The sequence below is a fragment of the Paenibacillus sp. JT22N12 genome, from assembly GCF_056269365.1.
Genome location: NZ_JBWDNU010000023.1, coordinates 36,911 through 50,958 on the forward strand (window position 1 = coordinate 36,911; position 14,048 = coordinate 50,958).

Consider the following 14,048-nt stretch of genomic DNA (forward strand, 5'->3'; position numbering starts at 1 on the left):
CTCCTTAATGGACATGCTTTAATATCTCAATTAGTATCCATATACTATTTGGTATTTTAATTCCGTGTGGTATTATTGTCAAATATAACTTTGCGATGGGAATATACGATTTTATTTCCTTTGGAGGTAACCATGAGTAGAGTACGTTTAACGCGAGAAGAACGGAAACAGGAAACAAAGCGTCATCTCATCGAAGCAGGGACTGGCGTATTTGCGCGTATGGGCTTTCATGGGGCATCTATTGATAAGATTGTCGAAGAGGCAGGATATACAAAGGGTGCATTCTATACGCATTTCGAGTCTAAGGAAGCCTTGTTCATGTCTCTTTTCGAAGAGCAGCTGCAAATAGAGGTTGAGAGTGTTGTAACGGTATTAGGGGAGCAATTTACGCTTGATCAGTTCATTGCCTTCATGACAAAAAATTTCGAGTCCGACTGGAATGAACACCGTACTTGGGATCTTTTGAAAATGGAGTTTGTTCTGTATGCGATGAGGGATGAATCGACAAGACAAGCTTTCGCCAATATCGTGATGCGAACGGTGCGGAAATTAACGGAGGATTTGAAGCCCGTGCTTGAAGATGGGACCAAAGGAAACTTAAGCGCAGAGAAGATTGTTTGGATGCTCGTGTCACTCGAAAGCGGCATGGCCATTTATCATCACATTATTCAGGATGATATGCCGAAGCAATTATTTGAACATTCCCTTCGGCATATCTTTCGGACTTCGAAGCCAGACTCCGATGCTTAAATCTTTCGCCAGAAATGATTAAGAATGCATTCATATAACCCTTTCAACTAACTGGGAATATAGTTAAATGGCAACGCAACGGTAGCCGGCAACACGATCTGCTGCCGTTGTCCATTGAAGTAACGGGCAGTATACGGAAACAAGCTGAAGAGGTGAAATATGATTCAGGGAGTAATTATTGAAGGATTGTCTACCGCAGGAAAGTCATCAGTATTTTCTGCAATAAAGAAATTACATAGTCAAACACACAATTGTGAAAAAACGATAATTGCAATAAGTGAACACTATTCACAAGTTTTGCATTCATACCAAGGCGTCTTAAGATTGATGGACAAGGATGAGCATATTCAGCTTTTAACTCGTCATGTTGATTACCTTGAGCAACAATATAATTGGATTGATTCACTTGGTCATACAAAACCATCAAATGGTGTATTTTATCTTTTAGAGAGGTTCCATGTAAATCATCGAGCGGCATTTATAAATTCTGCAGAAATTGAGAAGCTGGAAAAACGTCTATCAAGGTTGAATGCACATTGTGTACTCTTAACCTTGTCCCAAGATGCTGTTGAGCGCTGTTGAGCCCAGATTTATTGAAAGTCGTGGCGAAGCTTGGAAATCATATGTGATGGAAAACCACCTCACGGTAATGGAGGCATGTCAGAAGTTCTTCGAGGATCAGGAAATACTTCGCAAGTGTGCGAAACAATCGTTAATTCCCACCTTAGAGATAAACACAGACGAAGCAGACTGGGATTCTTATGCAAAACAAATACTCATGGGATTAAACTAACGGGTACGATAGTTGAACACTGAAGGGGTTACCACGTGACAGTCCTTCACTCAACTAACGGGCAGATTACCGTAATAGTAATATCGTTTGACAGGTTCTAAAAAAGATGTTATTTTTGGATGAGTAAATAACTCACTCATAAAATAAGGGGTGTCCATCATGGCCAAGACTAATATTCTGCCTGATTTGCTGATGAGAAAAAGAAACCAACGCAAGAATGCCCGCATCCTCCGTATGCAATCGCCGAACGGCATCGCCGAAGGTTATTATATGAAAATCGGGGGCATCGATCAATGGGTGACGATTCGCGGTGAAACGCGTGACAATCCCGTTCTACTGTTCGTTCACGGAGGGCCCGGATCGACGTACTCAATTTTTCACCCCATTCTGCGCCCTTGGGAGAAATACTATACAATTGTTCATTGGGATCAGCGAGGCGCAGGCAAGACGCTCCGCCGCAACGGAAAAAACGGCTGCGGAACGATTTCTTTCGAACGGATCGCTGAAGACGGGATCGAAGTTGCAGAGCATGTGTGTCGAGAGCTCGGTCAGGACAAAGTGGTTCTCATCGGAAGTTCCGCCGGGAGCCTGCCGGCTATCCTAATGGCGGCACGCTGCCCCGACTTGTTTCATGCTTATGTTGGAACGGATCAGAATGCACCAGACCCTAAACACCTTGCACAAAACCTTGCCTTGGAGGCCATGCGTGCCGCGGGAATGGAAAAAGGCGTCCACTTGTTGGAACGGATGGGGTCAGATCCTTCCCGTTGGGCACTTCCAGATTTTGATAAACGAAATCGTTTTATTGTAAAGGTCCCGCAGAATGTTCCAAACTTTGTTATGGACCTTGTCCTGCCAGCTCTACTCGCCTCTCCGGATCACAATTTCCGGGATATTATTGATGTTTTCAAAGGGATGAGTTTCTCGCTTGAGCACTTGTTCCGGGAGATGGTTACCTTCGATCACGGCAAGCTCGGGAAAAGGTTTGAATTGCCTTTCTTTATTTTTCAAGGGGACTCCGATATCATCACCCCGGTTGCTGCGGCAAAAGCGTTTTTCGAAGAAATCGAAGCTCCTCATAAAGAATTTGCGCTCATTCGAAATGCTGGCCACCTCGCATGCTTCTCTCGTCCGGAACAATTTCTCAATGAATTGAACAAGCGGGTGCGTCCGATGGCAGTCACATCATAGGATCTGCCGTCAGGTGCAATCTTGAACTTTGAGCTATAATTAAAAAGCAAAATTCTCTAAAAGAACGGAGTATGAGACCTTTGTCACCTTTAAACAAGCGACAGCTGGAAAAAATTCGCGATGACCGCCGGGAGCAGATCAAGCAATCGGCGCTTAAGCTATTCGCCCGTCACAGCTTCAGTGGCACCAAAACGAGCTTGATCGCTGCAGAAGCCGGGATTAGCGAAGGATTGATCTATCGCTATTTCTCTTCCAAGGACGAATTGTTCACCGAACTCGTGATGGAATTGATGGATGAAGCGAGCGAAGCGATTCAATCCATTCATCTGTTGCCAGGCACACCTTACGAACAGGTTAGCGCATTGACCCGAGACATGCTGGACGAGAACAACAAATACGCCTTTATGTTCATTCAGCAGGCGCGTCAGACAGAGAATATTCCGGAGAAGGCTTCGCAGATTTTGAAGCTACATTCCGGAAATGCTTTAATCGAGCAGCTTCTGCCGATTTTCGTGAAAGGGCAGGAAGCTGGTGAGTTTTCGGCAGGGAATCCCCGGGAACTGCTTTCCTGGTATCTAATGATCATCAATAGTTTGGTTCTTCTGGCTCGAGGGGATGAAGAGTTTGGACTACCCCCGGCGAAAGCTTTGATGCGCGTGTTGACCGAATAACAATGGGATGTCAGAGACCTACAGCCCCTCCATGATTACGCTAACGGGTACGTTAGTTCAGCGCATATTGGAGCAGTTTTCCAGCCGCAGCTGCTCCTTTTTCTTTACGCTAACTGGCAGTTTAACGCAACGAACCTAAGGTTATTCACGTCTAATAATCTGGCGAAAAAATATGAAGGGATTGAATGGAAATTGAAAGCTTATTCACATAAGCCTGAAGGGTACGAATGTCCATTTTGTCGTGTTGTTTCGGGAATCGAGCGACCAAACAAGGGAACAAAACAAAGAGATATCATCTACCAGAATGAATATGTAACAACATTTATCGCGAGCAAATGGTGGGAAAATAATAAGGGACATGTTCTTGTTGTTCCCAATAAACACTTTGAGAACATATACGAACTCCCTGTGGAGTATGCCGCTGAAATACACCGCGCAGCTCAACTAACAGCATTTTCCATGAAAAGTACATATGGTTGTGATGGGATTTCCACGCGGCAACATAATGAGCCTGCTGGCAATCAAGACGTTTGGCATTACCATCTTCATGTTTATCCAAGGTATGAAAACGATCAACTTTATCTAACGAAGGGTTATCAGACTGATCCAGATGAACGTCCTTTATACGCTGAAAAGTTACGTTCTTGGATCAGGGAAAACGTTTAGTCGGATTTGGAGGAGAATTCATGATTACCCTAAGGCAAATGTCGGTCGCTTTTCTCTTTCATGAAGAAAAAGTGTTATTAATGGAAAAGCCAAAAAATAATAGTTTTGTTTCGGGGATGGTTGTACCAATTGGGGGGCACTTAGAGCAACATGAAATGAATACCCCAAAAGAAGCGTGTTTGAGGGAAGTTGAAGAAGAGACGGGACTGACAAGTGCTGACCTGACAGGATTGATGCTTAAATACATAATTTTACGTATTAAGGAAACGGAGATAAGAATCCAATATGTATACTTTTCAAATGTAAAGCACATGACTGTGAGCGAAAGTGAAGAAGGTAAACTGTCGTGGATTGATGTAAAATTGGCTGACGAATTGAATGTGACAGCAACCACGAAATACATTTTTAAACATTTTTCCGAGAACAAAAATTCATCAGAGATTTTTGTGGGAACTATGAAGTCAGTCGGGAGTGAGCCTGAAATTACTTGGGCTTTACTAGAAGACTGGGAAAAAAATAAGGTTTCGCATTAAGCTATCGGGTACGATAGTTTAATAAGTAATTGCTCAAAGCATCCGCCCTAAGTGGTCGGATGCCTTTCTCAACTAACTGGCAGGAGAGTTGAAGGACAATGTATTGAAAAATTTTATTAGGGGGCAGCTTATGAAGAAAGTAATTTTAGGTTCAGCACTTTGTCTTTGCGCAACTATACTCTATGGGATACGTATGATAACCGCTAGTATTTACTCAGGATACGGGGCAATTAAAAATAGTGAGTTTGGCTATCAAATGGTCGGTGCAACTTCTTTATGGCTTGGTGTCATTTTATTTTTACTTGGTCTTATTATTGCTTTATATGGATTGAGAAACGATGAAGATAAAGTTCTAAATGAATCGTGGTTCCCGTCCAACCGCTCAACTAACGGGTACGATAGCATAATAAAAAACCAATACGCGGTTGCCAGCAGCCGCGTATTGTAACAGATAGTACAGAGGTAGTGTGATTAACGTAGGCCTGCCTTTTTTGTCTTTATCTAAATGAACCGTAGAGTGGTTTGTAAATTAACACTCGTATTAATGATAAGGGGAGATTAGAATTGACAGAACTGAAAATGAAAGCCTTGAAATTTCCGATTGGTAAATTTGAATGGAGCGGTGTGGTTTCCAAGGAGCAGCGTCTTCGCTGGATCGAAGAAATCGAAGTGTTGCCCTTGCAGATCCGTCAAGCGATCGAGGGGCTTGATGAGAAGCAACTGGATACACCATATCGGCCGCAGGGCTGGACCGTTCGACAAGTAGTGCATCATTTGGCTGACAGTCATTTGAATAGTCTGATTCGTTTCAAGCTTGCGTTGACTGAAGTTGGGCCGACTATTAAACCTTATGATGAAGCACGTTGGGCAGAGCTTGACGATAGCCGCTTAGCGGATATTTCTTTATCTTTAGGGCTGCTGGATCAGCTCCATGCGCGCTGGGGATTATTACTGTTGTCATTGCTGGACACACAGTGGGAGCGTACCTTTACTCATCCTGACTCTGGTATCATCCGATTAGATGTAAACCTTGGGATCTATGCCTGGCACGGACGTCATCATACAGCCCACATCTCCAATCTGAGAACAAGGATGGGCTGGTAGGCTGGATCAAAGAGTGAATCAGCTGCTGAATCAAGAAACTGTTACTGACCGGCTTTTGGGTCAAGGTGGGGACATAGCGAGAACTTGTTCAACTAACGGGTACGATAGCTCAATAAATAGTTGATGAAGCTGCCGGCAAGAACGGCAGCTTCACTACGTTAACGGGCAGTTATGCGGAAATGTTATAATCCGGACATTAGCAATTAGAAGGCAGGCGGGAGTGATTTGTCTTTCTCTACTAAGGTGTTCGTAATCTTAATACAAAAATAATACAACTTGAATAAGGTCCTGCGGTGATTCAATTTCCCGTTCGGTACCTTTCAATCTCTCAAAGCAACCGATTTATGTTTGAACGGACATGTGCATTGTCTTCGTAAAGTCTACTCAGCATGACTCAGCCCTCAATAACTGAGGTAATATAGATGGCTAATTCTTGCACCTCTAACTCTTCTTTAATCTAGCCTTGCTCGATACCCAACCGAAGAAGAGAACGGATTAATTCCAAAAAATCGCCCATCGCCATTTGCGCCTTTTCCTTTAATGCCGGATGGGCGTCATCACTTTCGATGGCTGTGTTTAGAACGGGACAGCCGCCTGCAATCGGGGGGTTGTCATAAGCATTTTGATAAACCGAAATGAAGGCAGCCAGCTTTTCAAAAGCCGTCTTTTTGTTAGCCATCGCATTCACGTAACAAGCCCTCAATACCGATGCAGCATGTTCAAACGCTTCTAGGGCAAGGTGATCCTTATTCTCAAAATGATTATTAATTCCGCCCTTTTGCATACCGGTGACACGGGTCAAATCCGTTACAGGCGGTAGTTACGGTCAATTACTCGTTCCCTAAAACATCCACTCTCTTCTGTAATCCTTCTACAACCTCTTTTGGTATTTCCCTGACCTTGATATCTCAACCTAAGAAAAGTAGCCAATTTGTTATTTCGGCCAATTCATCCGGATGATGAACATTGATGAAAGTTTTTAATATGGCCGTGGCTTGATAAGGATTCGTGTATGAAATTGTAATTTTTAATGGATGGTACTTTTTGAACGGGGCAATCGCCTTGGGACCAAGTTCGAGGACTAGGTTGATGGTTTCTTCGTGCTTGCCTAGTTGTTCTACAATTTTCTTTTTGCTTATTCTTTTTTTCTCAGGGTATGGTTTGACATCGGTGAGATTGTCGCTCGCAACGGCATGTTGCGGTCGCCAGTGTTCCAAGAATTCATTTTATAGCACAAATGTCTGCTGGAATTTCAGCAGACATTTGTGGAGGTTCAGTAAGAACTCACAAAAGAAACGTTAGGCTGCCGAGAATAAGGCAGCCTTTTTTCATTAGAAGGACCAACTTATAATGTAAATAACTGCTAGGTGTCAAGAACATAATAATATTGAAGTCCGTATAAATTGCAAACTTTTTTGTAATGTAAGCAAGTTCTTGTCAACTTGCAATGACATGAACTTGGTTGGTTAGATGGTGCGCGGAGTGCTTTGGAAACTGGTACGCTTCGTGTAGAGCAGGGAAAAGCTGTTGCTTACCTAATGCTGTTAAAGCTTAATCATGACGAGTGTATCGGACAAATTGATCGGCAGCCTCGCTGTGTTGTTAACGGGTACATATTCTTAAATTCGACAAATCATGTCAAGCGACAAGAACCCAATTCCAACAGTTAACGGAGCCATACAGGATCGAGGTATAAAAAGAAAATCAGAACACCAAGAAGAAACAATTGACAATTTTGCTATGTTGGTATTATAGTATGTTACATGAATGACATACTATAATACTCCGAGAAAGAGATAGCATCGGAAGGTGATGAGGTGGATATGAATTTCGACAGCGGGCAACCCATCTTTCAACAAGTTGCCGAGATGATCGAGAACGATATTATTACGGGCTTGTACCAAGAAGAAGATCAGGTGATCTCGGTCAGTCAGATCGTGCGGACGTTCGAAGTGAATCCTGCAACGGTCGTTAAGGGAATTAATTTACTCGTCAACGAATTGATTCTGTACAAGAAGAGAGGGCTCGGCATGTTCGTGGCTAAAGGAGCGAAAGAGAAGATCATTCGCAAGCGAATCTCACGTTTCCGCGAAGACTTTCTGCTTAGACTGCTGGACGAGTCAGAGAAACTCGGTATGACCACGGACGAACTTATTGCCATGATTCGGCAAGAGCGAAAGGGATGAACTTGCTTTGACTACCATACTGGAATGTGTTGGATTAGCGAAGGGCTATGGCAGAACGAAGGCCGTACGCGGCATAGATCTTCGGCTGGATGAGAACGTCATTTACGGTCTACTCGGCCGCAACGGTGCCGGCAAAACGACACTGCTCAATATGATCGGCGGAGGCATTCGTCCTGATGCCGGCACGGTTGAAGTGGAGGGCCGAAGTATAAAACCAGGGGAGAAGCCTAAGCAGATTTGTTACGTAAAGGAAAAGAAGGCTTACTTCGGAGGCGCGCGTGTGATGGAGACGCTCGAGATCGCTTCCGCTTATTACGAAAATTGGGACTGGGATTTCACCAGAGAGCTAATCAAGGTGTTCCGTCTAGACGCGGATAAGAAGATGCGTCAACTATCGAAAGGCATGGAATCGCTAGTCGGTAACATCATTGGCTTGGCCAGCCGCGCGTCCCTCACCGTGTACGATGAACCCGTGCTCGGACTGGACGTGCTGATGCGAGAGAAGTTCTATCGCATCCTACTGGAAGATTTCACCGAACAACCACGGACAATCTTCCTATCTACGCATCTCATTGACGAAATCGCCAGTGTCGTCGAGAGAATCTACATTTTGGATGCCGGAATCATCCTGCTGAACGAAGAAATCGATTCGATTCGCAGCCGGTCGTACTTGCTTCGGGGGAACTTAGAAGCGCTCGAACAATTGACGAACGGCAAGAGGGTGATCTACAAAGAGAAGTACGGAAACGGAGCATTAGTAGCTGTCTTCGATACGATCGACGAGAAAGAGAAAAAGGAAGGCATCCGGCAGGGCGTTGTTTTCGACGAACTTTCGCTTCAAAAATTATTCGCCTATTTGGTGATGGGGGGCGATCAGGATGAATAAATATTGGGCTCAGACAAGAGCCAGTTTGATTAGTTTGCGAATCTATGGGTATGCAATCATTGGCGTGTGCATCCTATCAATACTAGTGAACGTGATCGTTGGAATTACGGCCGGAACGGGCACGAGCACGACTGCATCGGCAGGCAACATCGTCATCGCTTTTCTATTGTTCGCCGCTTCAGTTCTTCCTACGACCATTTTTCGCAAAATTTTAAATCTCGGATCAACTAGAGTCGAATACTATAGAGGACTATTGGCTTTCTACGTGGCGCTCGCCTTGGTATTATCAATACTCAATGTGGCATGGCTACAATTGGAGATTCACGTGCTTCGGAATTATTATGCTATGTATAACATTCTGGAAGTCTTTCATTGGAATCGCTTCAGCTACTGGGGGAGTTTCCTCTATCAATTCGGCGCATATATGATGCTAGCTTCGCTGCTCCATTTTCTGTTCTCCGGCATGCGTCATTACTCGGGTTGGATTGCCTGGGGCGTCCTGATCACCGCAATCCCGGTTAGTCTGTCCACCGAATCGATGCGCGGCTATGTCGCGAACGGACTATCAATTCTGCTAATGAACGATTCTGTCTGGCAGGGATTCGGCTTGAACGCAGCGATTTCTATCGTACTGATTGCAGGCGGATGGGGACTCACATATAAACGCACTTATTAAATGACCGCGAGCGGTTTTAAAATGAGGAAGAGAGGAATGGAAATGAAGAATCAAGCGGAAATGGCAAGACCTACGGCGGTGCGTGGAGATCGGCCAGCCGTTCATTTGGATGCTGTATCGAAGACATATCCGGGCAGGGCAGGTGTTCAAGCCCTTCAAGGGGTGACCTTAAGTTTCGCGAAAGGAACGTTCACGGCTGTGATGGGGCCGTCCGGTTCGGGGAAATCGACACTTCTGCACTGCGCCGCCGGGCTGGATAAGCCGACCTCGGGGAGCGTGACGATCGGCGAAACGGAAGTGAGCGGGTTGCGAGAACCCCAGTTAACTGAAATGCGGCGTCGGCAAGTGGGCTTCGTCTTTCAATCCTTCAATTTGATTCAATCGCTCTCAGTGTGGCAGAACATACTGCTGCCGCAACGGCTGGCCGGCGTTCGACCAGACAAGAAATGGGCAAGCGAAGTTTTGGAACAAGTCGGATTGAAGGGCAAGGAACAGGCCTTGCCAGGACAGCTATCCGGTGGCCAGCAACAACGGGTCGCTATAGCCAGGGCATTGGCAGGACGACCGGACGTCTTGTTTGGGGATGAACCGACCGGGGCGCTGGATCTGAAAACCGGGATCGAGATCCTGCAATTGATGCGCGATGTTGTCGATCAGTATGGGAGGACGGTAATCATGGTCACGCACGACGCCGCGGCTGCAGCTTGGGCGGACCGGGTCGTTTTCTTAGCTGATGGAAAACTGGCAGACATGCTCGTCTCACCTTCTGCCCGACAGATCGCCGATCAAATGATGGAGTTGAATGCGAGATGACGGTGAGTTTGGCATGGGCGGCGCTCCGCGCGCGCAAAGGAATCTTCGTCGGTACTTTCGTTGCGGCCACGCTCGCAATCGCGATCATCGCGTCGAGCGGGCTGCTGATGGAGTCGGCGCTTCGGGGTCATTCAGACGCGAACCGTTTCGCGGGCGCGGATGCGGTGATCACGGCAGACCGGAATGTGACGATTCAATTAGAAAAAGGTGACAAGCACAAACTGAAGACGAAAAGCAAGAGGTTGAAGGAAGGCGCGCCAGCGCTGCCCGCCAATCTGGCAGAGCATATCGGCAAGATTTCGGGTGTGAAGGAAGTCATTCCGGATTGGTCCTTCTACGCACAACCGATCGACCTAACAGGCAAACCGGTGCATGGGAGGAATGGCCCGACAACCTTGGGGCACGGGTGGAGTTCGGCAATCTTGACGCCATATGTCTTGCTAGAGGGCCACGCGCCTTCCCATGGCGAAGTTGTACTGGATGAGGACTTGGCCGACAAGGCCGGAGCGGCATTGAACGAGGAAATTCGAATCGCGACGAGCCAAGGAGTGGAGTTTTTCCATCTATCCGGAATCGCGGCGCCGCAGAAACCAGCCGAACAACCGGCTCTAGGAAATCTCTTCTTCTCCACTGAAGATGTCGCGAGACTTGCCAGCGCAACGCCATCAGCGATTGGTGTGTTGGCGGAACCTGGTGCAGACCGTTCTGCTCTTGCAGAAACATTGCAAAATAATGCGGGCGGAGCGTTGGTCTACATGGGGGGAGCCCGCAGCAAGGCTGAATCTCCGATGGGGCAGCCCAGCTATGTAGGTGCGGTCTCGTTGCTTGGTATAACGGGAGCCGTTACGGTGTTCGCCGCCATATTCGTCATCGCAGGGACTGTCGCTTTCTCCGTAAGACAACGACTCCGTGAGTTGGCACTTCTACGGACGATTGGCGCCACACCGAGTCAGCTGCGTAAGATGTTAGGTTTGGAGACATTGATTGTGGCGGTAATGGCCTCTGTCGTCGGGAGCCCAGTCGGATGGTGGCTTAGCCTATTCTTGAAGGAGCGCCTCCTTGGACTTGGAGTTATTCCCGCGCAGTTTGAGGTTCGCTTCAGTCTGCTGCCCTTCATTGCCGCCGTGGTGGCGGGTCTGCTCCTCACGCAGACAGCGGCCTGGCTCGCGGCGCGAAGAAGCGCCCAGATCATGCCCACACAAGCACTGCGGGAGACGGTTGACTACAAGCATGCGTTCAGCCCGATCAAGCTGGCGTTGGGTCTCATCTTTGTTGCGGGCGGGCTGGCGGTTCTCCTCTTTGGACCGCTTGGCGGAGGAGACGGGACTGGGATTGGCATGGCATTCATCGCCTGCATGCTGTTCTTGATCGCTGCGACACTGCTGGGACCTCTGCTGGTGAAAACGATAGGCGGCTTGATCGGCTTGCTGATTCGAAAGGCCGGAGGTGTGACTGGCGATCTCGCCGCTTCCAACACAAGCATACGCGCGGACCGCATAGCTGGCATCGCGCTACCGCTGGCGCTTTTGGTCGCGATGAATGGGACGATGCTTCTGTCAAGCAAACTATTCGATGACATTTCAACTGACCAACGGCAGGCCCGCTTGGGGGCTGATTATGAAATCGTCGCCCAGGGAACGCCTGGATTACCGATCTCCATGATGTCTGATATTCGTGCCTTGCCCGGTGTAGTTGCCGTCACGGCAACAATTCCTGTGTCCGTCATGATCCAGGAAGCAGGAGGAAAACTTAAGAAATATCAAGCGCAAGGCATAACTTCCGAAGGCGGGTCGAGCCCTACGTTAGAACTCGGTGTACAGTCGGGCGAGTTGAACGTAATAGCCGACGATGCAGTCGCCGTAAGCGCAGAATTGGCACAGTCGCAGCAATGGGGAATAGGCGATAAAATCGAGATGTGGTTGTCGGACGGCACACAGGTGGAACTTCGTATCGCCGCTGTGTACGGGCTATCCCGCGGTCTCGGCGATTTGCTGCTACCGGGGAAGTTGGCCGAAGCACATGGCCGGAACGGCATGGCAGGTGCCATGTACGTGCAGAGTGCCCTCGGATCGGTCGGCGCTCTTACCTCAGACGATCTCGTTGGACTGCGTCAACAGTGGCCGATGGTAGGTGTCCTTAGCCAGGAGGACGCCGCGCACGCAGTCAGCAACCAACAAGCCGCGTTCGATCTTTTGGTAAGCATTTCAATTCTCTTCATGGCGATCTCAATATTCAACACATTTGCGATTGCGACGAGCTCTCGGGCAAGCGAGTTTGCCGATCTGCGCTTAGCCGGCGCGACGTTTGGACAAATCCGTCGCATGCTGAGGTGGGAATCGCTCGTCGTAACGATTCTTGGAGTGCTGATTGGGTGCATCATCATGCATGCAATCTTGGGTATTCTAGGTCTGGCACAAGACGGAGAATGGCACTGGACGATCGACGTTAGGACCTACAGTAGCTTGCTGGCTGGAACTGTGCTGCTCGGCCTGCTAGCCAATATCCTTCCGGCGAGACAGACGATTCAACGCCTGCGAAAGGCTTAGGCGAAGGAAAGCAACCGCGTTTCCCAAGTAAACACACAAAGCTAAAAAGAGAACCAGGCAAAAGTCATGCTGATTGAATAACTAGTGTAATAGCGATGTAGTGTAAGACAAAATGCAGACTGCCTAAACTCCGGCAATCTGCATTTTGTTGTATATTAACTTCGTCATTCACTGTTGTCGGGTGACAAGAACTAGTGCCCAATACAATACAAATACCCAGAAAATCTAAAACTGGACAATCTAAATAGACGTTCATGATATTATTATTACCTGTCGCGTGACAAGAACTTTATCCCATTAAAGGCGCGAAAATCGCGTCTTTTTTCATTTATGAAATAAAGTTCTTGTCAAAACCAAATGACAAGAACTTGATCTCATTCCCGACGTAAGGAAGGGAATCGCATCGCATATTGAAGGCAGTCAGGGACGACCGACTACAATTTGTTCAGCTAAACGGGTACGTTAACTCAATACCGATATGCGAAGGCAGCCGGTCACACGGTTGCTTTCGCTCAACTAACTGGCAGGATAGATTAATTACGTTTTCAATTGAGATGTTGTAACTAATTTCGAAATTATCCGTCTATATATGAGATTTGTAGGTCAAAGGAGGCTTGGGATGCGTCGCAAAAGAACATTAATAATTGCTTTTACTGGATTTTTAGGTTTACTGGCAGTGTTCCTTTATTTCACTCCTTTTGCAGGATACATTGTAGAGAATACAAGATTTGGAGGATACGCTAGAAGCATTGGCATTAAAACTATAAAAAAATCTCCACCTCTTCCCAATGTTACTTCGGGACAAACACAAATTCCAGTTATCCAAAGTACATATTGTTGGGGCAATTTAGGATGTGCAGATTATGCAGATGTAGAAACAATGTTACAAGGGGTTACTCCTACTACTGTAAGTCCTAAAGAAGACATTAAAATTTCATTCGAATATAAAACAGCACCTAATAGCTTAATCATTCAGCAATATGTTGATGGAATATCAACACAAATTCCTTTGCAAGATGGCTCTTTCGATGCTCCAAAAGAAAAAGGAATTTATAAATACGGCATATCAGCAGATTTTTCAAAAGGTGATACATCATCCGTTTTTGTTATAGAAATTAGATGATTACGCTATACCAGCTAATAGGTTGTCAATATTTAATTATTAATGAGCCAAACGAGGGATGTTATACTGGTAAAAGGGAATGGCAAATAACCGTCCCTTAGATTTTGGGA

15 protein-coding genes and 1 pseudogene are annotated in these 14,048 nt (G+C 46.6%); 14 read left to right on the plus strand and 2 right to left on the minus strand.

The window, feature by feature from the left end; genetic code table 11:
* Window positions 1–132: 132 nt before the first annotated feature.
* The 8 genes from AC0YOA_RS36645 to AC0YOA_RS36680 all read left to right on the plus strand — a co-directional run bounded on the left by AC0YOA_RS36645 (window position 133) and on the right by AC0YOA_RS36680 (window position 5,708).
* On the plus strand, window positions 133–750 hold the full coding sequence (locus AC0YOA_RS36645) for a TetR family transcriptional regulator (protein WP_475773006.1): 618 nt from the start codon (window positions 133–135) through the stop codon (window positions 748–750).
* A gap of 159 nt (window positions 751–909) precedes the next feature.
* Entirely contained in the window at window positions 910–1,332 is a 423-nt protein-coding gene (locus AC0YOA_RS36650; protein ID WP_475790705.1) for a hypothetical protein, read from the plus strand.
* A gap of 370 nt (window positions 1,333–1,702) precedes the next feature.
* Window positions 1,703–2,734, plus strand: coding sequence for an alpha/beta fold hydrolase (locus tag AC0YOA_RS36655; RefSeq protein ID WP_475772920.1), 1,032 nt, complete (start codon window positions 1,703–1,705; stop codon window positions 2,732–2,734).
* A 71-nt stretch (window positions 2,735–2,805) separates the two neighbouring features.
* The gene (locus AC0YOA_RS36660) at window positions 2,806–3,405 is read left to right on the plus strand and encodes a TetR/AcrR family transcriptional regulator (protein WP_475790706.1); all 600 of its coding nucleotides are present in this window, start codon (window positions 2,806–2,808) and stop codon (window positions 3,403–3,405) included.
* A gap of 192 nt (window positions 3,406–3,597) precedes the next feature.
* The gene (locus AC0YOA_RS36665) at window positions 3,598–4,071 is read left to right on the plus strand and encodes an HIT family protein (protein WP_475790707.1); all 474 of its coding nucleotides are present in this window, start codon (window positions 3,598–3,600) and stop codon (window positions 4,069–4,071) included.
* A gap of 20 nt (window positions 4,072–4,091) precedes the next feature.
* Window positions 4,092–4,604 carry an NUDIX domain-containing protein gene (locus tag AC0YOA_RS36670; protein ID WP_475790708.1) on the plus strand — a complete coding sequence of 171 codons (513 nt, stop codon included), beginning with the start codon at window positions 4,092–4,094 and terminating at the stop codon, window positions 4,602–4,604.
* A 130-nt stretch (window positions 4,605–4,734) separates the two neighbouring features.
* Window positions 4,735–5,052 carry a hypothetical protein gene (locus AC0YOA_RS36675; RefSeq protein WP_475790709.1) on the plus strand — a complete coding sequence of 106 codons (318 nt, stop codon included), beginning with the start codon at window positions 4,735–4,737 and terminating at the stop codon, window positions 5,050–5,052.
* 131 nt (window positions 5,053–5,183) lie between these two features.
* On the plus strand, window positions 5,184–5,708 hold the full coding sequence (locus tag AC0YOA_RS36680; RefSeq protein ID WP_475790719.1) for a YfiT family bacillithiol transferase: 525 nt from the start codon (window positions 5,184–5,186) through the stop codon (window positions 5,706–5,708).
* 457 nt (window positions 5,709–6,165) lie between these two features.
* Here AC0YOA_RS36680 and AC0YOA_RS36685 read toward each other — a convergent pair whose 3' ends face one another.
* Window positions 6,166–6,492: a TetR/AcrR family transcriptional regulator gene (locus AC0YOA_RS36685; RefSeq protein WP_475790710.1), complete on the minus strand. Its 327-nt coding sequence runs from the start codon at window positions 6,490–6,492 to the stop codon at window positions 6,166–6,168.
* Window positions 6,493–6,619: 127 nt separating this feature from the next.
* A pseudogene (locus AC0YOA_RS36690) lies at window positions 6,620–6,889 on the minus strand (helix-turn-helix transcriptional regulator); the annotation flags it as partial.
* 642 nt (window positions 6,890–7,531) lie between these two features.
* Between AC0YOA_RS36690 and AC0YOA_RS36695 the strand changes: the two are divergent.
* The 6 genes from AC0YOA_RS36695 to AC0YOA_RS36720 all read left to right on the plus strand — a co-directional run bounded on the left by AC0YOA_RS36695 (window position 7,532) and on the right by AC0YOA_RS36720 (window position 13,938).
* A complete protein-coding gene (locus tag AC0YOA_RS36695) occupies window positions 7,532–7,894 on the plus strand; it encodes a GntR family transcriptional regulator (RefSeq protein ID WP_475790711.1) in 363 nt (120 codons plus the stop codon).
* 73 nt (window positions 7,895–7,967) lie between these two features.
* On the plus strand, window positions 7,968–8,780 hold the full coding sequence (locus AC0YOA_RS36700) for an ATP-binding cassette domain-containing protein (protein ID WP_475790720.1): 813 nt from the start codon (window positions 7,968–7,970) through the stop codon (window positions 8,778–8,780).
* Window positions 8,773–9,456 (plus strand): hypothetical protein, encoded by a 684-nt coding sequence (locus AC0YOA_RS36705; protein WP_475790712.1) that lies wholly within the window; start codon window positions 8,773–8,775, stop codon window positions 9,454–9,456. The genes AC0YOA_RS36700 and AC0YOA_RS36705 overlap by 8 nt, the downstream gene beginning before the upstream one ends.
* Window positions 9,457–9,492: 36 nt before the next feature.
* Window positions 9,493–10,269 carry an ABC transporter ATP-binding protein gene (locus tag AC0YOA_RS36710; RefSeq protein ID WP_475790713.1) on the plus strand — a complete coding sequence of 259 codons (777 nt, stop codon included), beginning with the start codon at window positions 9,493–9,495 and terminating at the stop codon, window positions 10,267–10,269.
* Complete coding sequence (locus AC0YOA_RS36715; protein WP_475790714.1) at window positions 10,266–12,815, plus strand: FtsX-like permease family protein; 2,550 nt, start codon at window positions 10,266–10,268, stop codon at window positions 12,813–12,815. Before AC0YOA_RS36710 ends, AC0YOA_RS36715 begins: the two co-directional genes overlap by 4 nt.
* Before the next feature lie 619 nt (window positions 12,816–13,434).
* Window positions 13,435–13,938, plus strand: a complete 504-nt coding sequence (locus AC0YOA_RS36720; protein ID WP_475790715.1) for a hypothetical protein — start codon at window positions 13,435–13,437, stop codon at window positions 13,936–13,938.
* Window positions 13,939–14,048: the final 110 nt, after the last annotated feature.